The organism is Belliella baltica DSM 15883, assembly GCF_000265405.1.
GTDB lineage: Bacteria > Bacteroidota > Bacteroidia > Cytophagales > Cyclobacteriaceae > Belliella > Belliella baltica.
The window spans coordinates 2,138,621-2,160,170 of the sequence record NC_018010.1 but is presented as its reverse complement, the minus strand read 5'-3'; the positions used below and the strand labels follow the sequence as shown (position 1 = coordinate 2,160,170).

Below are 21,550 nucleotides of genomic sequence, written 5' to 3'. Positions count from 1 at the left end.
AGCTAAAAATAATGATTCGATTAGACGAAATCTTCACTTTTTGTCTTTGCATCGCTTACAAATTCTCTGAACTTCTTCTCTGCATCTAGTTTGCAAATTAAAAGCACATTTTCGGAATCATTGATTAAGTAGTTTTCCAATCCTTGAACTACAACTAATTTTTCTGAAGGTACTTTCACATAACAACCTTCAGTATCATAAAGCAAGGCGTTGGCTTCTACTACATTTTCTTTCTCATCTTTATTTCTAATCTCGTGCAAGCCACTCCAAGAACCCAAATCTGACCAACCAAAATCTCCTAAAATCACATAGACATCATTTGACTTTTCCATTATTCCATAGTCTATGGAAATGTTCTTTACTTGAGAATATGCCTTAAAAATAAATGCATTCTCTTGATCTGTATTATAATATTGAGCCCCTTCTTCAAAAGCTTCAGCCACCTCAGGCATGTGCTTTTCAAAAGCCTTAATGATGCTTTCTACTTTCCAGACAAACATCCCAGAATTCCATACAAATTCACCACTTTCCACAAATGTCTTCGCAAGTTTAGAATTCGGTTTTTCAGTAAATGTTTTTACTTTCTTAGCTTCAGCTTTGTCATTACTAAAGTATTGAATATATCCATAACCTGTTTCAGGTCTATTGGGACGAATTCCGATTGTGATGAGTCTTCCTTCTTCGTTTGATGCTTGAAGAGCTAGGTTTATTTTTTGCAAAAAATTGATTTCTTTGAGGATCAAATGATCTGCTGGAGTGACAATAATCTTTGCTTCTTTATCCTTCTGAGCTATTTTGTAACTCGCATAAGCGATACAGTTTGCTGTATTCCTCCTTAAAGGTTCAGTTAGAATATTGGATTCGCTCACTTCTGGTAATTGCTCCCTTACCAAGTCGAAATAGTGTTTGTTTGTGACAATTAAAAATTTATCGGGATCAGAAACCCCAATAAATCTATCATAAGTCATTTGAAGTAAAGTCCTTCCTGTACCTAAAACATCTAAAAATTGCTTCGGTTTTTTGTTTCTGCTGTAAGGCCAAAATCTAGAACCTATTCCTCCAGCCATGATAACAATATAGGGTTTTTCCTGCATCAGTTTTTCTTATACTATTCCTTCTTTCATCAGATCATGAATATGGATAAATCCAGCGATATTATCACCATTCATTGCAACAAGCTGTGTAATATTATATTCTTTCATTAGGTTGAGCGCTTTAATAGCAAATTCATCCTGAGAGATTTTCTTTGGATTTTTTGTCATGATTTCTATTGCTTTCACTTGATGAATATCCGCACCCGATAAAAGCATTCTTCTCAAATCACCATCTGTAATAATCCCCAACAATTTGTTACTTTGGTTGACAACCGCAGTTGCACCAAGTCTCTTACTGCTGATTTCTACGATAATTTCAGATAAAAGTGCATCTTCTTTTACTACTGGCACCAGATTTTTTGGAATTACGTCAGCTACGGTTAGATAAAGTTGTTTTCCTAAAGACCCACCAGGGTGATATTTTGCAAAATCCTGAGAAGAAAACCCTCTCGCCTCTAAAAGACAAACCGCTAGAGCATCTCCCATCGCCATATGAACCGTAGTACTCGTAGTTGGCGCCAAATTATTCGGACAAGCCTCTGCTTCTATAGTTGCATTGAGTACATAATCGGCATGCTCTGCAAGATAGCTTTCTACATTACTTACTAGCGCAATCAATTTTGAACCAAGCCTTTTGAGTAAAGGAACTAAAACCTTGATTTCAGGTGTATTCCCACTTTTAGAAATACAGATGACATGATCATCTTTTTGAATCATACCCAAATCACCATGAATCGCATCTGCTGCATGCATAAACAACGCAGGCGTACCCGTTGAATTCAGCGTAGCGACTATTTTATTGGCAACGATGGCACTTTTACCTATTCCAGTAATAACGACCCTTCCAGAAGATCCCAAAATTGCTTCCACACAAGCTACAAAATCATCATCTATATAATTTATGAGATTTTGTATCGCATTTGCCTCCTTTTGGAGCACTTGTATAGCGTTTGTTTTAATATTTTTTGTTAATTTCAATTTTGACAGGCTTAATCATTAAATTTGTTCAAAGGTAAAAAAGAATTCCTTTAAAGTTTAATGATGCCCAAAAAGCGGAACATTAAAACGTGATTGTGAAGTGGATCAAACAGTAAAAGAAAATCTCAAAGAAATATTTGGCTTCAGCCAGTTCCGAGGGAACCAAGAAGCCATCGTTGACAACATTTTAGGTGGAAGCAATACCTTTGTAATCATGCCTACAGGGGCGGGAAAATCACTATGCTATCAACTTCCCGCTGTTATCAAAAATGGCACAGCAGTAGTCATTTCGCCTCTAATCGCTTTGATGAAAAATCAAGTAGATCAACTCAATGCCTTTGGCATTAATGCTTATTTCTTGAATTCAACTTTAAATAAATCTGAAACTAATAAAGTTAAAAAAGAGGTATTGGCGGGAAATACTAAGTTGCTTTATGTGGCGCCAGAGTCCTTGACCAAAGAAGAAAATGTCAAGTTCCTAAAGGAAGCAAATATCAGTTTTGTAGCTATAGATGAAGCACATTGTATATCAGAATGGGGGCATGACTTCAGACCTGAATACAGAAGGATAAAATCAATAATTGCTCAAATTGGCGAAAAGTTACCTATTATAGCCTTGACCGCTACAGCTACGCCAAAAGTACAACAGGACATTCAGAGAAACTTACAAATGGAAGAAGCTGATCTGTTCAAGTCTTCTTTCAACAGGACAAATCTCTATTATGAAGTTCGGCCGAAGATAAAAAATGAGACCAAAAAGCAAATCATCAAATACATCAAAGGCCAAAAAGGCAAATCAGGAATTATTTATTGCTTAAGTCGAAAAAAAGTCGAAGAAATAGCTTCCCTACTCAAAGTAAATGGCATCAATGCAGCACCATATCACGCTGGATTAGATCAAAATGTGAGAATCAAAAACCAAGACGACTTTCTAAATGAAGAACTTGATGTCATCGTAGCCACTATCGCCTTCGGAATGGGAATTGATAAACCTGATGTAAGGTATGTCATTCACTATGATGTACCAAAATCACTGGAAGGCTACTATCAAGAAACTGGGCGAGCTGGGCGAGATGGTCTAGAAGGGCATTGTTTGATGTTTTACAAATATGATGACATCATCAAACTTGATAAATTCAACAAAGATAAACCAGTCACTGAACGTGAAAACGCCAAAATTCTACTTCAAGAAATGGCTGCTTATGCAGAAAGTTCAATTTGCAGGAGAAAAACTCTACTCCACTATTTTGGAGAATATATGGAGAAAGATTGTGGATTCTGTGACAATTGTAAGCACCCAACAGAGAAGTTTGAAGGTCAAAATTTCTTGGTTACAGCAATCGAAGCTGTAAAAGAGACCAACAATAGATTCAATGTAGAACATATCGTGAAAGTTATCCGAGGAGAGCAAAACGACTACATGAAAAGTTATGGCCACGACAAGCTTTCAGTATTTGGAATCGGTAAGGACGAAGACGAGAGACTTTGGAAGACAGTAGTCAGACAAGCCATGATAAACAATTTTCTTGAAAAAGACATTGAAAATTATGGAGTCATCAAAGTGACTCAAAAAGGCTTAGATTTCATAAAAAATCCATATTCAGTCATGATCAGCAAAGATCACGACTTTGAGCAAATGCTTGTAAATGATTCAACTGAAGATATTTCCCTTGGCGGAAAAGCTTATGATGAAAAACTCTTTGAACTTTTAAAGTTAGAACGGAAAAAAGTAGCAAAGTCAAAAGGCTTACCTCCTTATGTTATTTTTCAGGACCCTTCACTGGAAGAAATGGCTACGGTCTATCCAACTACCCGTGAGGAATTGGCGCAAATTAATGGTGTCGGTATGGGAAAAGTCACTAAATTTGGTTCGTCTTTTCTAAAACTTATAGAAAACTACGTCGAAGAAAACGACATCATGACGGCTTCAGATGTAGTCGTCAAAACAGCTGGAAACAGATCAAAAGTAAAAATCTCTATCATTCAGCAGGTTGATAGAAAAATAAATCTGGATGAAATTGCTGATAATCTGAATATTTCTATGGGGGAATTGCTCCAAGAGATTGAACAGATAATATACAGTGGTACTAAGCTGAATATCAATTATTATATTGAAAACATCATGGATGAAGAGCGAGAAGAAACACTTCACGATTATTTCATGACTGCTGAAACAGACAATATTAAGGCTGCGCTTGAAGAATTGGAAGACGAAGATTTTGCGGAAGAAGAAATTCGTGTCTATCGTGTCAAATTCATCTCAGAACACGCCAACTAAACTAGAATTCACTCAATGAATATATTATTATTAGGAAGCGGAGGCAGAGAGCATGCCTTTGCTTGGAAAATTATAAATAGTCAAAAATGTTCTCAACTTTTTGTAGCACCTGGAAATGCTGGGACTTCACAAATTGCTAAAAACGTTTCTTTATCAATTACTGATTTCCCTGCTATCTCTGATTTTGTCTTAGAAAACAACATCCAAATGGTAGTAGTCGGACCTGAGGAACCTTTGGTGAAAGGAATCGTGGATTTTTTCAAATCAAATCCTAACCTTTCTTCAATTCCGATCATTGGTCCAAGTGAAGAAGGTGCTAGGTTAGAGGGGTCAAAAGATTTTTCTAAACAATTCATGGAGCGCAACAATATCCCTACTGCAGCTTCAGCAACATTTACAAAAGAGACCTTAAAAGATGCTTATCAATTTATCGATCAGCAAAGCATTCCGGTTGTCCTTAAAGCTGATGGATTAGCGGCAGGAAAAGGTGTATTGATTTGTCAAAGTCACCAAGAAGCGAAAGACTCGCTGAAACAAATGCTTATTGACAATATGTTTGGAGAAGCCTCTTCAAAAGTGGTGATTGAGCAATTTTTGGATGGAATAGAACTCTCAGTTTTCGTAGCTACTGATGGCAAAAACTATAAAATCCTTCCAGAAGCAAAGGATTACAAAAGAATTGGTGAAGGCGACAGTGGATTGAATACTGGTGGAATGGGAGCAGTAAGCCCAGTTCCATTTGCAGATGCTGACTTTATGAGAAAAGTCGAAGAACGTGTTGTAATTCCCACAGTAAAAGGTTTAGAAAAAGAAAATATAAAATATACAGGGTTCTTATTCATCGGATTGATGAATATTGGAGGAGATCCTTATGTGATAGAATATAACGTACGAATGGGCGATCCAGAAACCCAAGCCGTGCTCCCAAGAATTAAAAGTGATTTTGTAGATTTACTCCATGCGATGGGCACCATGCAATTAGACCAATACAAAATCGAATTGGAGACATTTACTACCACTACTGTTGTATTAGTGGCAGGTGGATACCCTGAAGCATATCGAAAAGACGATAAAATTATAGGCTTAGAAAATGCTGGAAAAGACAATACTGCTTTAGTATTTCATGCAGGAACAAAAATTGGCTCTGAAGGGGAATTTCTCACAAATGGTGGCCGAGTAATGGCCATTACTGGAATTGGATCAAACATAGAGTTTGCTCTCCAAAACGCATATAAAAATGTTGCAGAAATCTGTTGGGATGACTTATATTTCCGAAAGGATATTGGTCAAGATATTCTAAAACTCAAAAAATAATCCCAAACTAACGAGGAGTAAAAACTCCCTTTTGATATAAATATGGCAGGATGTAGTAGCTGCTCTACCACCACTGGATCAAGTGGAGGATGCCAAAACAACGGCACTTGTGGTACGAGCGATTGTAATAAAATGAACGCTTTCGACTGGCTTTCTCACATGGGAATTCCAGTAGTCGATAAATTTGATATAGTAGAAGTAAAATTCAAAGGTGGTAGAAAAGAATACTATCGAAATGTAGATCATCTCCACCTCACGACTGGCGATCCTATCGTCGTAGATGTTCCTAATGGACACCATATCGGATGGGTTTCTTTGCAAGGTGAGTTAGTAAGACTCCAGATGCAAAAAAGGAAAATCAGAGATGATGATAACATTCTAAGAATCTACAGGGTCGCTAATCAAAAAGATATAGAAAAATGGGAAGAAGCTAAAAATAGAGAGGTTCCAACTATTTATCGCACCAAACAAATAATTGATGAGCTCAATTTGAAAATGAAATTGTCTGATGTGGAATTTCAAGCAGACAATTCTAAGGCAACATTTTTCTACTCAGCTGAAGACAGGGTTGATTTTAGAGAATTGATCAAATTGTTGGCTTCTGAATTCAAGATAAGAGTCGAGATGCGTCAGATTAGTTTGAGACAAGAAGCTGGACGATTAGGTGGAATTGGTGTTTGCGGTAGAGAACTTTGCTGTTCTACCTGGATCCATGATTTCAAAAGCGTAAGTACCTCTGCGGCGAGATATCAAAACCTATCTCTTAATCCTACAAAACTTTCTGGTCAATGTGGGAGATTAAAATGCTGTCTAAATTATGAATTAGATACTTATATGGCTGCGTTGGAAGATATTCCAAATGTAGAAAAAGCACTATTGACCGAAGCTGGGCCAGCACGGTTACAAAAAACAGATATTTTTAGAAAATTGATGTGGTTCAGCTACAACAATGAGAACAACTGGTTTTCCATCACTTGTGAACGGGTTAAGGAAATACAAGCACTCAATGCTAAAGATATCAAGCCATTTGATCTGCAAAATGACCATGCTAAAGATGCTGAAGACAAAATCAGCCAATCTAATATGGAGTTAGAAGCATTAGATAAAAAATTCAGTTCCAATTCTAAGAAAAAGAAAAAAAAGAAAAAGCCTAGAAACGCAGACGGAAACCAGTCTAACAATGAAGGACAAAATCTTCAAAAACCTGCTGGATCAAACCCAATCACAAATAGGACTGGTGCAAAATCGGAACCAAGAGAAGGTAATCGTGACAGAAATAGAAATCGAAACAGTAAACCTGCACGAAAGAACCCGAATCCAAAGGCGCAAAACGGAAATGATTCTGATAACTTATCCAAACCAAATCTTCCGAAAGCAAGAGTAAATCCAATTACCAATTCATCTGGATCCGAAGATAAAAAGCCGCAAGAAAATAGGCCTAAAAAGAAAAGATTCCCTCCTCGGAATAAAGGGAATCAAAATGATAAGGGAGATCAAAATGCCTAAGAAAATATTTCATAGTGCTTTTATTTTGTTATCACTTTGGATGATTTCTTGTGATGGCAATCGAGTTTTTGAATCCTATTCAGGTTTCGAAACACAACAATGGAACATCATTGACACAGTGACTTTCGAGATTCCAGAGATTAAATCTCATTCACATACTTTGATTAGCATCAAGTTTAACACAGATTATGGGTATAGGAATCTTTATGTGAAGTACATTCTATCAGATAGTCTAGGAAATCAAATAGAATCACAATTAGTAAATATCCCACTCTTTGATAGTCAAGGTGGAAAACCTTTGGGTGATGGGTTTGGTAGTACATTCACAAAAATTGACACTTTACCAATCCTCAGCAAAGAAGCATATTCAAGAGTCCAATTTGTACAATATATGCGCGTCGAAGAACTGGATGGCCTAGAAGCATTAGGAATTAAACAAGTGAAGGAATAATTAAAAATGAAAAGGCTGAGAAAAAATTCTTAGCCTTTTTATTTTTCGAAAATATCTTTCCCCATCCAATATTGTCTGCTAAAATAAAAATGGTAAGGCCATGATTTTTGCTTGAGTTGAAGTGGATGATACACAAAGGCTTCTTTTGCACTTGAAGCATCATACAGTCGCTGATCATCTGTAAAAATTGCTTCAACAAAACCTTCTTCCTTATTCTTTACCACCAAATCTAACCAAGCAGAATTGGATATTGGTGACAATTCAAAATCATCATTTTGGGCCACAAGCCTGCTTTTCAGTGACCAGCTAGCCAAAAATCCATGTGGATTATGAACTTCAGTATTTTCCATTTCCCCATTTACTTGACTCTCCACAAAGCTTAAATAAGCTTGAAGCATTTCTATTCCCGAATTAACTAGCTTTAATTTACTGAGATCCCTTGAAGTTATACTTGTGACAAGACTTATTCTCTTCTTAGCTCTTGTCATAGCTACGTTAAGCCTATTTTCGCCACCATTTTTTGATAAAAGGCCAAAATTTGCAATTAACTTTCCTGATTTATTCTTTGCATAACCTATTGAAAAGATCACCCAGTCAAATTCATCTCCTTGGACATTCTCAATATTTTTCACAGACACTTTTTCCAAAAAAATCTTTTCATCTTCTTCTAAAAGTTGATTGATCAATTCCATTTGAAAATAATTAAATGAAATGATCCCTATGCTAAATTCAGGTTCTGATTTCTGAATTCGCTTTACCGTTTCGACAACTGCTTTTGCCTCCAAAAGATTTGTTTGCTTTTCCCACACTCCATCTATAGAAATTAACTCAAACGGGATTTGCTGAAGATTTGCGAGATTTCTATCTGTCAACATCTCAAGTTTGTTTTCGTAAAAATGCTTATTCGAAAATTGGATCAAAGATTTTTGTGCACTCCTGTAATGCCCCTTCAACCAAAACTTTTTGAAAAACCCGGAAGCCAAGTCCAATAATGAATCTGTTTCAACTTCCAATCCCTCCTCTTCAGAATCCATTCTTACCTGATATAAATCAAAAGGTTGTAGCTGCTTCGAATCACCAGCTACCACCACCTGCTTCCCCCGAAGCATCGCAGGAATACCACGCTCAACATAACATTGCGAAGATTCGTCAAAAATAACAAGGTCAAAATTCTGCTTCATGGGAAATAATGCTGAAACAGTTTCTGGAGAAACCAACCAACATGGCATCAACTTAAAAATCTCCTCCTCAAAGTTCTCTATCAGCTTTTTGATCGTCCAAAGCCTTCTTTTCTTGCTGACTTGATGCAAAAGCTCTCTGTAGGTAACAAGATTATTTAACCTATTAAATTCCAAATTTTTGAAAGTAAACTCCCTTACTCTCAACTCAGAAATGTACTGAGAAAGCTCCCATTTTTCCACCACAGCTTTCATTAATTCCTCTTGCGCATTCAGGAATTTGGCCGTACTCACTTCTCTCAAAACAGGATATTTTGCCTCAATATGATCAATCCAGGCATTGCTCAAGCCAATCAAAAACAAATAACTTAACTGACCATAATCATAGTTTGGGAATTCATCGAGCAACTTTTCCATTACATGAATTTCTTCAGAAGTCAATCGTTTTCTCAACTTATCAAAAGCCACCAATTCATCGAAAACAAAAGGAATCTGTTCTTTTTGCTCTAAAAATGACTCACCAGGAGCATGTGAAATCAAATGTTGGATTTGAATCTTACTGAGATAAATGTTCCATGTATCTATTTTTTCTGAAAGAATTAAATTGAACTTTTCAAAACCTTCTAACAAGTCTAAAATCTCTTTGGCTGACTTTCTTTCACCCAAAATCAAATCCGCAAACCCGTCCAAGTCATCAATCAATTTGCGCGCTTGAATAGCTTCGAGATGAATGGAAGCAGCATGATTGAATCTTGAAAAATCAAAAGGTTTAATTGGTAGTTTGAGCCAATCTTTTTGAGATAGAAGCGTGTATTGATGATTAAGATTCAATCTGTTTTCAAGCTTTTTGACCAACAAATCTAGATCATGAGCATTATCAGAAAGTTTATTAGAAGCCAACACTTCTTGGACTCTTCCAAACTTTTTCTTATTTATTAGACGGTCAACTCCTCCTAACCAATTACTCTTAGTCTTAATGTATTCTAGAAGTATGGAAAGAACTTCTTGGACATCATCATCTTCTATATCCCAAGCGACTCCCTCTTCTGAAAGCAATGACTTCACTGCATCAAATTTGTTTTCCAGCCACAGTAAATCAAATTCATCACTTTGGAAAGGCTTTATTCGATCGAAAACAAGCTGCGCATCATTTAAATGTAAATGGTGTTTAAGACTCTTTAACTTTTCTTTTTGCTCAAAAAGTGAATAAAGATAAGTAGAATCAAGTCCTTCAAGCCCCTGAAAAGTATCTTCAAAGGAGCTTTTTATTTGATCAATTTCCTGTAAAGTTTCCTTCATCCGTTGTGAAGCAGAAACTCCAAAACTGCTAAAATCCACCCTATGAAGCCAAAAAGACTTTGCGTTTTGATACTTTTTGTAATAGGTTTCATATTCTTTGAAATTTCTCAAAAATTCAGCAACACTATCCCAATGAAATTTCTTGTAATACTGCGTCAAGTCCACCTCTTCCTCACCCAACTTGGACGTCATGTAAAGTTGCTTAATAGGAATGCCACATTCTTCGGTATTGAAAAGCCCTTTTTTGAATTCATCAAAATAATCTAAATGCATATCTATCGTCCGAGACAATTGAGAGAATTGCCTTTCCAGTTGAATGGCATTGATTCCCCGATTCAGTTCTTGATATTGCTCGATAGAATTGATTTGTTTTTGAATCTTTTCAAAAAGTGATTTTTTATCTGCCCTAAAGTCATGAACCAAAGCCAAAAATGCTGCAAAACCCTTTTCTCCTAATCTTTTAAAAACCACATCTAAAGCAGCACGCTTTTGGGAAACTATCAAAACCTTTTTACCTCTTGAGATATAATCCACTGCCAAATTACTAATCAGCTGAGATTTTCCCGTCCCTGGGGGGCCTTCGATGACGCAAGATTGTCCTGCTTTCACCGCCTTGACGACCTCCTCCTGACTTGCATCTAATGGAAATACATTGTAAAGCTGATCTTCTCTCGGTATCGACATATCCTCCTCTTCAGAAGCAAAATGTTTGGCAAATAACTCCTCAAGATTTTCATATTGATTTTGGCTAATTAGCTCTTCATAATCTTGAATCAGAAAACTGGATTTTTGAGAAAACTGACCCAAAACTGCATAAGATCTCAATTTAAGGACACCTTTGTCAAACTGATTTTCATCTATAGACTTACTGCTTTCTGGAAAAGCTAATATCTTTTGTTCATATAGCTCTTGATTGAAGTTGATAGAAAATTTTGATTTCACAATTTCATAGAGCTCTGTCAAAAAAGAAGTGGCATCCGTTGGAAAGTCTTCCAATTGCATGTCTTCCTCACTTATTGTCAGTGTACCATACGCTCTTTCATAAGCCAATAAAAATGTCTTATTAAATATGATTTGCTGAGACTTATCTAGGTGCAAGACCCAATCATTTCCATCTTTTGACAAGCTCACGGGAAAAAACAACAAAGGACATCTGAGAACTTGATCATTAATCAATTTCCCCTCTATAAAAGGATAACCCACATAAAGACTTTTCTCTCCCGTCTCTTCTTCGGTCAATTTGATCTGATGAAGGATAGATTTGAGATTTTGAGAAAGTAAATTGATTTCCTTGTCTCTCGGGTCAGAAATCGGGATTAAAGAGATTGATTTTCTGCCTGCAATCAGGTCTCTAATGTAATCGAAAGAAACTTTATTCTGTAAAAAATTCAATCTATTCAAGTCTATCATTTGTGTGGAATAGAGCTTTGCGAGATAAAGCGATCTATTTCTGCTTGAGAGATCTGTCAAGCGATTGAGGTAAACTTGAAAAGTTTCTTTGATCATAGTATTTATTTAAATGGAGAATCTTTTTCTTTTGCCATTTGATTGTAAACCACTCCATCCATGATTCCTGGAATCCATTTATTCAAAAATACCGCCAATTTCCCCTGAGTAGTCAAAACTATTTCTCTTTTTCTCTTTGCTGTAGCTTCTACAATATATGAGGCTACTTCCTCTGCTGACATCATTTTGGCTTCATCGCGAGGTGATGCTCCTTGTGGTGTCCCGTCTGCGAGCAAAGCGTTTGATCGGATATTTGATGTTGTAAATCCTGGGCAGGCCACGAGTACATGTACATCTTTTTTGAGCAACTCTGTTCTGAGTGATTCAAAAAAACCATTCATCGCAAACTTACTCGCTGTGTATGCAGTCCGTGCAGGCGTTCCCCGATAGCCATTGATTGAAGAAATTCCGATGATGCTTCCTTTCTGCTGCGTAATCGACTCCAAGCAATACTTGGTCGCATACACTGCTCCCCAGAAATTGATATCCATCACTTTTTTGAAGACTTCAATATCCAAATCCTGAAAAAGTGCCCGCATTGAAATTCCCACATTGTTGATTAGAATATCGATTTTGCCAAAATGAGAGATTGCCTTTTCGGCCATTTTCCTATTGTCCTCCTCTATTGCAGCATCTGCTACAATCCCAATGGCATCTATACCCTCTTTCTGTAATTTGATCAATGAATTATCTAATTTGAGTTGACTTCTCCCTGTAATTACTACTTGAGCACCCTCCTTCCCAAATGCTATGGCACAAGCTTCTCCTATTCCCGATGTGGCTCCAGTGATGACAACTACCTTATTTTTAAATTTCATTTTAATTCAAATTTGACTTCAAAGATAAAAATTTTGCACGCATGCTAAATGGGTGATTTAATGATTAGATGGAAAATTCCTTTCAATAAATAGATATCATCAAAATAAGCCATTTTTAAAGAAAAACCTTAATATTATATGGCAAAGTTGATCTTTGTTCAATTTAAAGATAAAATTTCTTTAATCACGGAAATTCTTAACCTTAAAAGAAAATGAATTGAGTATTGTTTAAGTATCTTTTAATTAATTCAAAAATGAAAAGAAAATTATCTATTGTCTTCGCTTTGACACTTTTTGTGCTTTTGTCTAGTGGGATGATTTTGATTGGGAAAGGTTCTGTGGGAAATCCTAAAAACACTTAAAAAATTCAACTCTTTCAGAGTTGGGAATAGATAACTGGGTTTGCATAGTTGCTTTCTCCTCCGCATTGGCATGCGGGGTTAATTAAGGTTTATCCCCGTTCCCGTTGGAAATATTTGCATGCTCTAGTTCCCAGAGGGAACAAATTTGAATTAGCCCGGATAAAATCTTGCGGACAATGAAATCATCTCACAAATCTTACTGACAACTCAAAAGGAGTTGAATTTGAAAAATCTTCAATAAAAGAATCACTTAAATCCATATTTCATTTTAATTATCAAGGACTGATTATTCTAATATTTAAAGGAAAATTGAGACAGAAAATCATTTATCAACTTTACAATTTGACAATCCACCTTCCCTTTGACTTTTTTGATTAATTTTGCGCCCATGTCGAGAAAAATGAAAAATAAGGTTGTAACAAACCTGACTATTGAAAGAATCGCTACGGAAGGGAAATGTGTTGGACATCATGAAGGCAAAGTAGTATTTGTGCAAGGTGTGGCGCCCGGAGATGTGGTAGATGTGAGAATTACCCGAGGAAAAAGCTCATTTATGGAAGGGGAAGCCATCAAATTCCATGAATATTCTAAAGATAGAATCGACCCATTTTGCTCGCATTTTGGCACTTGCGGTGGCTGCAAGTGGCAACATATCAATTACGAACTTCAAAAGACTTACAAAAGGCAACAGGTCGTGGACCAGTTTACGAGAATTGCCAAAGTGGATATTCCTGAGGTCTTGCCCATACTAGGGTCAGCACAGACACAGTATTATAGAAATAAGCTTGACTTTACTTTTTCAAACAACCGTTGGTTGACACGTGAAGAAATCGACTCTGACGCAGAATTCGAGAGAAATACGCTTGGTTTTCATATTCCAAAGATGTTTGACAAAATCGTCGACATCGAGCACTGCTATCTCCAAGGTGATATTTCTAATGAGGTACGAAATGAACTGAGAGCATTTGCTTTGAGCAATTCACTTTCTTTTTATGATATCCGAAATCAAGTTGGACTACTTAGAAATCTAATCATCCGAAGCACAAGCACAGGCGAAAGCATGGTCATTGTTCAGTTTGGTGGTGACAATGCAGAGGAGATTGACCTTGTGATGAATTTTCTTCATGAAAAATTCCCGCAAATCACTGCATTACTTTACATTATCAATTTGAAGAAAAACGAGACGTTCAATGATCTTGAAGTGGTGACCTTTGCAGGAAGAGACTACATCGAAGAAGAAATGGAAGGGTTGAAGTTCAGAATCGGACCAAAATCATTTTATCAAACCAACTCAGACCAAGCTTATGAACTGTATAAAGTCACCAGAGATTTTGCAGGATTGAAAGGTGATGAAGTCGTTTATGATTTGTACACCGGAACAGGTACGATCGCAAACTTTGTAGCCAAGCAAGCGAAGCAAGTCATCGGGATCGAATATGTGGAAGCAGCGATCGAAGATGCCAAGCTCAACTCAAAAGTAAACGGATTAGAGAACACGCTTTTCTATGCCGGAGACATGAAAGATATGCTCAATGATGACTTTATCGCCGCACATGCCAAGCCTGATGTCATCATCACTGATCCGCCAAGAGCGGGCATGCATGACGATGTGGTCAATATGCTACTCAAACTTGCCGCACCAAAAATCGTCTATGTCAGCTGTAACCCAGCCACTCAAGCAAGAGATGTGGCTTTACTTTCAGAGAAATATAGCGTGGACAAAATCCAGCCTGTGGATATGTTCCCGCAAACTTACCATGTTGAAAATGTTGTACTTCTAACTTTGAAATCATGATATCAGACTTTAACGACCCGGAATTAAGCGGAAAATATTTGGGAACCATCACCAAAGATTTCATCAACGTATCTGACATTCTCAAGGAAGCCTCTTATCAGGTAAGAAGCAGGAAATTCTCCCAATGTCCGATTTTCCCAATTTCCAAAGAGGAGCAACCAATCGGCCAACTCCTCTTGGGAAAAGAAGAAAAGAAACTGGATTGGAATTATTATATCACCTATGTCGATGAATTTATTCAAAGGAAATTGATCGCCGAAGACTTATTGGAAGAATTTGAAAAAAACTACAAAAACCCAGATGAATTCTGTTGCCTCTTTGTGATGGATAAGGAGTTTACAAGTTTTGTTTATATTCCATTTCCGGAGGAGTAGGAAGATGCTCGCAAAGGGGGCGGAGGTGCAAAGGTGCGCTAAGGAGGATAGGAGATTGGGAGATTTGTTAAGATTGTTTATCGGTATCGGAGGATTAAAGGTGTTAGGAGCAATGGAATTTGGTTTGGAGTGAGGTATTTAAGCATCATTGAAATTCACTTTATTCAAAATAACCTTCATTTTCTGCACAGTGGATTTTCCTATTCCTATTACAGAAAGTAAATCTGATTCTGGGGCATTGAATATATGCTGAAGGCTACCAAAATGATTCAGTAGATATTCTGCCCTGTCGGCTCCGATGCCTGGGAAGCCTTCCAAAATATGAATTTTTTGCTTTAAATACTTGTCGGTTCTCTGACTTTTGAATTTAGGCTTTAGCCTTGGGTGAAATTTATAATCAGCCAATTTATCTTTAGTGAGCTGTTTAAAAGATTGCAGCATGATTGAAACAGTGTCTTTCTGAGTCTTAGCTCTTAAAATAGGGATTTTGAAAATCAAGGATACAGACATTAAAATTGCTTGAACTGCATTTTTGCTAAAACCTAAATTCTTGTATTCTCTTTTTCGACCTTCCAAAATCAGACAAGCAGGTACTTTTGAAATCGCCAACTTACCAGCCTGCTTAAAAAATCTTCCATCTTTAATAGAAGCACTAAAATCTGAAGGGGTTTTTCTCTCAACAATTAATTCCGAATCTATAAGATAATCCCCTACAAGCAACCGTTCTTTCCTTACAATGATGTTTTTGTAAAAAAGCAGATACTCAAGCATCGCATCAGGCTCCCTATCATCAATCACAATCTCCAACGGATAAAACTTCGACCCACTCAAAAAATCTTTCATAATATCAAAAGTTGTTACAATTACTCTATAAATATACATAACAACAACTATTTTCACTAAAAGAGGGGAGCTTTGGCTCCCCTCTTTTAGTGAAAATATCAGAAATGTTTCCAGCCTTGAGCTTTGAGCTCTACTACTGTTCCACTTTTGGTCACTAAATTCTTACCCTCTTCTGGCTTGGTGGTGTGGCCGATAAAATGGATATCTGCATGTTTTTCCAACTTCTCAAAATCTTTTTGATCAATAGTAAAGAGCAATTCATAATCCTCCCCGCCATTCAACACGCAAGTAATCGGGTCGAGTCCGAGTTCTACAGCCGTATCAAAAGTCTGTTTGTCTATTGGTAATTTATCTTCATAAATCGTGACACCTACATTAGAAGCTTTGCAGATATGAAACAACTCAGAAGCCAAGCCATCTGAAATATCCAACATACTGGTCGGCACAATTCCCAATTCTCTCATTTCGTGAATGATATCCATTCTAGCATCCGGCTTCAACTGACGGGCTGTCACAAAAGTGTATTTATCCAAATCAGGCTTCATGTCTGGGTTAGCCATAAATACCTGCTTCTCTCTCTCCAATATTTGCAATCCTACCAATGCCCCACCCAAATCTCCAGTCGCGCAAATGATATCATTTACTTTTGCACCTGATCTGTAGGAAAGCTCTTCTTTTTTTGCTTCGCCAATTGCAGTGATAGAAATCACCAAACCCGAACGAGAAGCCGTAGTATCACCTCCAATCACATCAACATTATAGTGTTCTGCCGCAGCATTGACTCCGGAATATAAGGCATCAACAGCTTCTACCGAAAAGCGATTCGACAAAGCGATGCTGACCGTAATCTGCTTTGGAATGGCATTCATGGCTGCTATATCAGAAACATTGACGGCAACCGCTTTGAATCCTACATGCTGCAACGGTGCATAAGCAAGGTCAAAATGCACTCCTTCTATCAATAAATCTGTGGTTACCACTTTGACATGATCGCCTGCTTCGATGACAGCTGCATCATCTCCAATTCCTTTGAAAGTTGAAGGATTTTTGATTACAATACTTTTATTCAAATGATCAATCAGGCCAAACTCTCCCAACTCTCCAATTTCTGTTCTTTTATTTTCTTCCATAATGCTTATTTTTTCTCTTGACACAATTCCACCAAAACACCGTTGGTAGATTTGGGATGCAAAAATACAACTAATTTATTGTCCGCCCCTGATTTTGGCGTTTCATTCAAGATTTCGAAGCCTTCAGCTTTGAGCCGCTCCACTTCCGCATGAATATCCTCCACATCAAAAGCGATATGATGGATTCCTTCTGATTTTTTCTCCAAGTATTTCGCAATTGGGCTATCAGGTTTAGTCGCCTCAAGCAGTTCGATTTTAGTCTCTCCAACTTGGAAAAATGAAGTCATCACTCCTTCCCCTTCCACTTCTTCTTCCTTGTAATGTGATTGTCCAAGCAACTTCTTGAAAAGCTCATTGGAAGCCTTTAGGTCTTTAACAGCAATTCCTAAGTGTTCAATTTTTCTCATGATTCTCGCATTTTGACAAAAATAAGGATTACTTCCTTGAAATCTCCCCTAAATCAGATAAGAGAAGCCAATAAAAAATCCCAGACAACTTATCTGGGACTTTCATAAACCATCTAAACTCCTTTATTTAATCTTTCAATTGGGTACCAATACTTTGTCGATCACATGGATGATTCCATTAGAAGCCTCTACTGTACCAAGTATTTTACCTCCATTGACATAAACCTCTCCAGCTTCATCGACGTTAATTTCCACTGACCTTCCATCAGCTGTACCCATTTTCCTTCCACTGAGAAAGTCCCCTTTTTTATAGACGCCCAAGAGAACATGGTACTCCAAAATATCACGAAGTTTTCTTTGATTTTCCGGCTTGACCAATGATTCCAAAGTTCCCGCTGGCAATTCATCAAATGCTGTATTGACTGGGGCAAAAACTGTAAAAGGCCCTACATTGGTCAAAGCATCTACATAATCTGCTGCTTGCAAGGCTGCAACAAGGGTACTATGATCAGCTGATCCCACTGCAACTTGGACAACATTAGGGTTGGACACATCGTCCTTTACGCCCGATTGCCCTACTGATTTATTTGAGACTTGAGAGCTAGATGAAGCAGAATCTGTTTCTGCACTACCACAGCCTACCATGCCGACTATCAATAAGCCACCTAGCCATTTTTTTAAAGTATCTTTCATTTTGATTGAGTTTGATTAACAATCAAAAGTAATAAGAGATAAAAATATCCTTTATGATAAATGTCAGGTTTTAGTGTTTTTAAATTGTTTTTTGAAAAATAATTCCACGAGAATATTTTCTAAAATCAAGAAACTAAACCATAGAACTCAATTCTTACAAAAATCAATCAACAGACTATTACTTTTCATTCGCTGAAAAAAATACTTATATTTAAGATTGATGTATTTTGAAAAAATGAAAAGCTTAAAAATTACCTGATCATGATTACCAATATTTCATTCTTACGAACTCTTCTTTTTACCACATTCATTTTTCTTGGAATCACATAAATCCCGGTATCTGCAAACTTAAAAAACAAAAGCCCAGAAGTGACATGATTTCAACCATTAATCTTCCTTTTTAAAAATTTATGAACAAAGAAAAACTCACCTTAGAACAAGTCTTCAGTTTAGATTTGCCTAATATCATCCTGTATGCAGCACCTGTCATGATAGGATTGGTTTTGTTAGAATGGTTTTTCTCTTACAGAGAGAAGAAAGACTACTATGATAGCAAAGACACCATCTCTGCGACCTTCATTGGATTGGTCAATGTGGCTATGAGCGCAGGAATCAAAGTGATAACTTTTGGGATCATTTTATTTTTCTACAATCTAGTTCCTTGGTCCATTCCCAATACTTGGTGGGCTTATATACTTTGCTTGTTTTGGTTAGATTTTTGGAGATATTGGGGCCACAGGGTTGCCCATGAAAACAGGTTTTGGTGGGCAACCCACGTGACGCATCATAATTCTGAAAAGTACAACTGGTCAGTGTCTTTCAGGTTGAGCTGGACACAGCATATCAAGATCATATTTTTTATTCCAGTAGCATTAGCAGGTTTTCACCCCATCGTATTCTTCATTGTACATCAAATCGCCGTTTTATATCAATTCTGGATTCATACCGAATATATCACTAAGCTTCCAAGGCCAATAGAGTATTTCTTTACCACCCCATCTCATCACAGGGTTCATCATGCGAGTAACGAAAAGTATTTGGACAAAAACTATGGATCAACATTTATCATCTGGGACAGGATGTTTGGAACTTTCATGCCAGAAGAAGACCGACCTACTTACGGCTTGACCAAGCAAGTGAATTCATACAATCCAATCACACTGAACTTTCATGAATGGGCAGATTTGGTGCGAGATGTCAAAAATTCTAAATCGCTCAAAGAAGCTTATGCCATGGCATTTTCAAGGCCCAGCGAATTAGAAACTATCAAAGAGAAGTATAGAGAAAAGGAAAAAGTCAGTCTATAAAAGCATAGAAGCCAGCCATACGGTTGGCTTTTTTTATTTTACACATCAAATCTAGCCAAAACAGTCTCTCCACTCTCTACTTCAAGGGCGAGTTCTTTAAGTGTCTTTTTGGTGAGCATGCTTACTACATGGGTTCTTACTTTTTTGATTTCATGATGTAGCGGACAGGGATTGGTTTCAGAGCAAGCTTTGAGTCCAAGACTACAGCCACTGAAAAGTCCATCCCCATCTATGGCTATCACGAGGTCTTGTAAGGTGAGTTTTTCATGTTCTGTCCCCGCATAAAAACCACCAGAAGGGCCTTTTTGAGAGCCTATGACTTTTTTTCTGACTAGTTCTTGGAGGATTTTGGCAGTAAATGGCTCGGGAGCATCCACGTGTTCTGCCGTCTCCTTAGCGCCTACTTTTACCCCTTTGAGACTTTGTGACCATATATATATGACTGCCTTGATTCCGTACTGACAAGCTTTTGAAAACATATAAATACAATTTCTTGCTAAATTAAGGATAAAAATGTCTTTATAACAGGATTAGACTTTTTCTTTGAGCCTGTAAAAGACCTTCCCTAACCTATTGATATGTTCAATCAGTGAAGGTGATTTTAGTTTGTGAAAAATAGAAATATCAAAAAGATAAGGAGTATTTAGCTCATCAATTTCCACGCTAATTCATGCGTAAATTTAAAACGTTGTAATATCCCATCTTTGATAATATCAATTGAGTTCACTCCATTGTCTTCAATCGCAGACTTTATTTGACCAAAAGCCTTTTGATAGTTTTCAAACCGCTGTTTCCTCCTGATATCCATTTTTTTTTCGAACTGAATGCTATATGAATGATTGATTCAGTGAAGATAAATATATCCTTTTTAAAATGGGTTTTTACTTTCTTAAAATTTAAGGAAAGCACTCTATTAAAATTCCGATGATTGTTTCTCAAAAGGCAAATAAATTTCAAGACTGTTCTGTTACCTTATTCTCTGTATTTTTAATTTGAACACGAATAGAAGTATTGATTCTTTGAGGAAATTTAGAATACGCGATCTTAGTAAGGACAATTAGCGCCATCAAAGCAAACATGCTTAAAATTGCCCACCCATTTGCCACACCAAACCACATTCTCCAATCTGGTATTTTCAACAAACTACTACCTATTCTACCAATTAGCGTCAATTGAAAGATCATCCAAACAGGCCACAAGATTGGGTGATAGGGTTTTTCTTTAATATTCATGATCATCGGAAAGATAATCGGTGCATGAGCCCAAATCATAGAAAATGTAAACCCTAGAAAAAATGTATGTAAGTAAAGGTCATAAAATAAAGGGTGCATTTCCATAAAACAAAGCACCAAACCATTTACAACCAGCCACAAATAACCTACCCTCAAACCTATTCCTATATACTTGAACTGTCGCTCTTTTTTCGAAGCGACTTTTGCCATATCAAAATGCAACAACCAAAAAGCAATAAATATCACTGTGCCACCCATGAGCCAATTCCCTATCCCATGAAAAGGAATCCACATGCCTATAAAATTCAACCCAAGCAACGCATATAAGATTTTCTTTGCAAAAGCTGGTGTGGGGAGAAACTTACTCAATTCTAACCGCTCTCCAACAATGGTAAACAACAAAAACCCCATCCACCAAGGAACTGCTGCTGGAATAAACCCCGTATAAATCATCGTGAAATTCCCCAAAAACCAAGAAATAGCACCTATAGACATGACATATTGATAAGGTTGGGGATGTCTGATACTCTGCAGGTACATGATGATCACCAAACCAATACTGGCTCCAAGTAATAAAAACTGGCCAAAAGTGCTCCACCCCGGCAACAACAAAACCGGGATAGATACACCACTTAAAAAAGCAACAAACAACCAAAGTCTATTTTTCATCACCATCGCTCGCTCCAGTGTAATCAAGGTTCCTAAAAAACCTCCAACCATCAATACACCATGCTGAGCTGCCGTTCCCGAAATATTCCAGTCTAAAAATCCTAACCTTACAAAACCACCTACAATACCAAGAATCAGCCCTGACAAAACCAATGGAAATACATAAAGTGGCTTCAAGAGTCTCATAGTAAGTCGGATAATTTTATCCGTTTTTATTTGATAAGAAAAGAGAGCATAACTCCCTTTAGTTTCTGAAGACAAATGTATCATGATTTTATTAAAAGATAAATTTATCTTTTATTTATTTTTCATGATA

Annotated in this window: 18 protein-coding genes; 7 read left to right on the top strand and 11 right to left on the bottom strand. The window is 37.0% G+C overall.

The features are described 5' to 3' along the window. Positions 1 to 20: 20 nt before the first annotated feature. Both BELBA_RS10005 and BELBA_RS10000 read right to left on the bottom strand, forming a co-directional pair. The gene (locus BELBA_RS10005; protein ID WP_014772581.1) at positions 21 to 1,094 is read right to left on the bottom strand and encodes a mannose-1-phosphate guanylyltransferase; all 1,074 of its coding nucleotides are present in this window, start codon (positions 1,092 to 1,094) and stop codon (positions 21 to 23) included. A gap of 9 nt (positions 1,095 to 1,103) precedes the next feature. Continuing rightward, on the bottom strand, positions 1,104 to 2,072 hold the full coding sequence (locus BELBA_RS10000; RefSeq protein WP_014772580.1) for a KpsF/GutQ family sugar-phosphate isomerase: 969 nt from the start codon (positions 2,070 to 2,072) through the stop codon (positions 1,104 to 1,106). Between the two features lie 100 nt (positions 2,073 to 2,172). Between BELBA_RS10000 and recQ the strand changes: the two genes are divergently transcribed. From recQ to BELBA_RS09980, 4 genes are read left to right on the top strand one after another with little or no spacing between them, the layout of a single operon-like run. Continuing rightward, positions 2,173 to 4,350, top strand: a complete 2,178-nt coding sequence (gene recQ, locus BELBA_RS09995) for a DNA helicase RecQ (RefSeq protein WP_014772579.1) — start codon at positions 2,173 to 2,175, stop codon at positions 4,348 to 4,350. Positions 4,351 to 4,365: 15 nt separating this feature from the next. After that, complete coding sequence (gene purD / locus BELBA_RS09990) at positions 4,366 to 5,664, top strand: phosphoribosylamine--glycine ligase (protein ID WP_014772578.1); 1,299 nt, start codon at positions 4,366 to 4,368, stop codon at positions 5,662 to 5,664. 42 nt (positions 5,665 to 5,706) lie between these two features. After that, positions 5,707 to 7,170: a PSP1 domain-containing protein gene (locus BELBA_RS09985; protein ID WP_014772577.1), complete on the top strand. Its 1,464-nt coding sequence runs from the start codon at positions 5,707 to 5,709 to the stop codon at positions 7,168 to 7,170. Beyond that, positions 7,163 to 7,621 carry a gliding motility lipoprotein GldH gene (locus tag BELBA_RS09980; RefSeq protein WP_041779604.1) on the top strand — a complete coding sequence of 153 codons (459 nt, stop codon included), beginning with the start codon at positions 7,163 to 7,165 and terminating at the stop codon, positions 7,619 to 7,621. The genes BELBA_RS09985 and BELBA_RS09980 overlap by 8 nt, the downstream gene beginning before the upstream one ends. A gap of 38 nt (positions 7,622 to 7,659) precedes the next feature. Here BELBA_RS09980 and BELBA_RS09975 read toward each other — a convergent pair whose 3' ends face one another. Together BELBA_RS09975 and BELBA_RS09970 are read right to left on the bottom strand one after the other, a co-directional pair. Then, the gene (locus BELBA_RS09975) at positions 7,660 to 11,604 is read right to left on the bottom strand and encodes an AAA domain-containing protein (protein WP_014772575.1); all 3,945 of its coding nucleotides are present in this window, start codon (positions 11,602 to 11,604) and stop codon (positions 7,660 to 7,662) included. Between the two features lie 5 nt (positions 11,605 to 11,609). After that, entirely contained in the window at positions 11,610 to 12,422 is an 813-nt protein-coding gene (locus tag BELBA_RS09970) for an SDR family oxidoreductase (RefSeq protein ID WP_014772574.1), read from the bottom strand. A gap of 750 nt (positions 12,423 to 13,172) precedes the next feature. Between BELBA_RS09970 and rlmD the strand changes: the two genes are divergently transcribed. Together rlmD and BELBA_RS09960 are read left to right on the top strand one after the other, a co-directional pair. After that, positions 13,173 to 14,579, top strand: coding sequence for a 23S rRNA (uracil(1939)-C(5))-methyltransferase RlmD (rlmD, locus tag BELBA_RS09965; RefSeq protein ID WP_014772572.1), 1,407 nt, complete (start codon positions 13,173 to 13,175; stop codon positions 14,577 to 14,579). Further along, a complete protein-coding gene (locus BELBA_RS09960; protein WP_014772571.1) occupies positions 14,576 to 14,953 on the top strand; it encodes a hypothetical protein in 378 nt (125 codons plus the stop codon). Before rlmD ends, BELBA_RS09960 begins: the two co-directional genes overlap by 4 nt. Before the next feature lie 138 nt (positions 14,954 to 15,091). On the opposite strand, the gene BELBA_RS09955 is transcribed toward BELBA_RS09960, so the two are convergent. The 4 genes from BELBA_RS09955 to BELBA_RS09940 form a co-directional block, all read right to left on the bottom strand. Further along, positions 15,092 to 15,796 carry an ERCC4 domain-containing protein gene (locus BELBA_RS09955; RefSeq protein ID WP_211208386.1) on the bottom strand — a complete coding sequence of 235 codons (705 nt, stop codon included), beginning with the start codon at positions 15,794 to 15,796 and terminating at the stop codon, positions 15,092 to 15,094. Positions 15,797 to 15,894: 98 nt separating this feature from the next. Beyond that, positions 15,895 to 16,926, bottom strand: coding sequence for a thiamine-phosphate kinase (thiL, locus tag BELBA_RS09950; protein ID WP_014772569.1), 1,032 nt, complete (start codon positions 16,924 to 16,926; stop codon positions 15,895 to 15,897). 5 nt (positions 16,927 to 16,931) lie between these two features. After that, on the bottom strand, positions 16,932 to 17,333 hold the full coding sequence (gene mce, locus BELBA_RS09945; RefSeq protein ID WP_014772568.1) for a methylmalonyl-CoA epimerase: 402 nt from the start codon (positions 17,331 to 17,333) through the stop codon (positions 16,932 to 16,934). A gap of 135 nt (positions 17,334 to 17,468) precedes the next feature. After that, entirely contained in the window at positions 17,469 to 18,026 is a 558-nt protein-coding gene (locus tag BELBA_RS09940) for a fasciclin domain-containing protein (protein WP_014772567.1), read from the bottom strand. A 410-nt stretch (positions 18,027 to 18,436) separates the two neighbouring features. Between BELBA_RS09940 and BELBA_RS09935 the strand changes: the two genes are divergently transcribed. Then, a complete protein-coding gene (locus BELBA_RS09935) occupies positions 18,437 to 19,333 on the top strand; it encodes a sterol desaturase family protein (RefSeq protein WP_014772566.1) in 897 nt (298 codons plus the stop codon). Between the two features lie 38 nt (positions 19,334 to 19,371). Here BELBA_RS09935 and BELBA_RS09930 read toward each other — a convergent pair whose 3' ends face one another. The 3 genes from BELBA_RS09930 to BELBA_RS09915 all read right to left on the bottom strand — a co-directional run bounded on the left by BELBA_RS09930 (position 19,372) and on the right by BELBA_RS09915 (position 21,504). Further along, the gene (locus BELBA_RS09930) at positions 19,372 to 19,812 is read right to left on the bottom strand and encodes an RrF2 family transcriptional regulator (RefSeq protein ID WP_014772565.1); all 441 of its coding nucleotides are present in this window, start codon (positions 19,810 to 19,812) and stop codon (positions 19,372 to 19,374) included. A gap of 164 nt (positions 19,813 to 19,976) precedes the next feature. Beyond that, a complete protein-coding gene (locus tag BELBA_RS19300; RefSeq protein ID WP_083833697.1) occupies positions 19,977 to 20,141 on the bottom strand; it encodes a nucleotidyltransferase substrate binding protein in 165 nt (54 codons plus the stop codon). 145 nt (positions 20,142 to 20,286) lie between these two features. Beyond that, positions 20,287 to 21,504 carry a hypothetical protein gene (locus tag BELBA_RS09915; protein WP_014772564.1) on the bottom strand — a complete coding sequence of 406 codons (1,218 nt, stop codon included), beginning with the start codon at positions 21,502 to 21,504 and terminating at the stop codon, positions 20,287 to 20,289. Positions 21,505 to 21,550: the final 46 nt, after the last annotated feature.

Excerpts from the sequence above, each read along its gene's own strand:
- BELBA_RS10005 (WP_014772581.1), bottom strand. The coding sequence starts at position 1,094 with ATGCAGGAAAAACCCTATATTGTTATCATGGCTGGAGGAATAGGTTCT.
- purD (WP_014772578.1), top strand. The coding sequence starts at position 4,366 with ATGAATATATTATTATTAGGAAGCGGAGGCAGAGAGCATGCCTTTGCT.
- BELBA_RS09985 (WP_014772577.1), top strand. The coding sequence starts at position 5,707 with ATGGCAGGATGTAGTAGCTGCTCTACCACCACTGGATCAAGTGGAGGA.
- BELBA_RS09980 (WP_041779604.1), top strand. The coding sequence starts at position 7,163 with ATGCCTAAGAAAATATTTCATAGTGCTTTTATTTTGTTATCACTTTGG.
- BELBA_RS09975 (WP_014772575.1), bottom strand. The coding sequence starts at position 11,604 with ATGATCAAAGAAACTTTTCAAGTTTACCTCAATCGCTTGACAGATCTC.
- BELBA_RS09970 (WP_014772574.1), bottom strand. The coding sequence starts at position 12,422 with ATGAAATTTAAAAATAAGGTAGTTGTCATCACTGGAGCCACATCGGGA.
- rlmD (WP_014772572.1), top strand. The coding sequence starts at position 13,173 with ATGTCGAGAAAAATGAAAAATAAGGTTGTAACAAACCTGACTATTGAA.
- BELBA_RS09960 (WP_014772571.1), top strand. The coding sequence starts at position 14,576 with ATGATATCAGACTTTAACGACCCGGAATTAAGCGGAAAATATTTGGGA.
- BELBA_RS09955 (WP_211208386.1), bottom strand. The coding sequence starts at position 15,796 with ATGAAAGATTTTTTGAGTGGGTCGAAGTTTTATCCGTTGGAGATTGTG.
- thiL (WP_014772569.1), bottom strand. The coding sequence starts at position 16,926 with ATGGAAGAAAATAAAAGAACAGAAATTGGAGAGTTGGGAGAGTTTGGC.
- mce (WP_014772568.1), bottom strand. The coding sequence starts at position 17,333 with ATGAGAAAAATTGAACACTTAGGAATTGCTGTTAAAGACCTAAAGGCT.
- BELBA_RS09940 (WP_014772567.1), bottom strand. The coding sequence starts at position 18,026 with ATGAAAGATACTTTAAAAAAATGGCTAGGTGGCTTATTGATAGTCGGC.
- BELBA_RS09935 (WP_014772566.1), top strand. The coding sequence starts at position 18,437 with ATGAACAAAGAAAAACTCACCTTAGAACAAGTCTTCAGTTTAGATTTG.
- BELBA_RS09930 (WP_014772565.1), bottom strand. The coding sequence starts at position 19,812 with ATGTTTTCAAAAGCTTGTCAGTACGGAATCAAGGCAGTCATATATATA.
- BELBA_RS19300 (WP_083833697.1), bottom strand. The coding sequence starts at position 20,141 with ATGGATATCAGGAGGAAACAGCGGTTTGAAAACTATCAAAAGGCTTTT.
- BELBA_RS09915 (WP_014772564.1), bottom strand. The coding sequence starts at position 21,504 with ATGATACATTTGTCTTCAGAAACTAAAGGGAGTTATGCTCTCTTTTCT.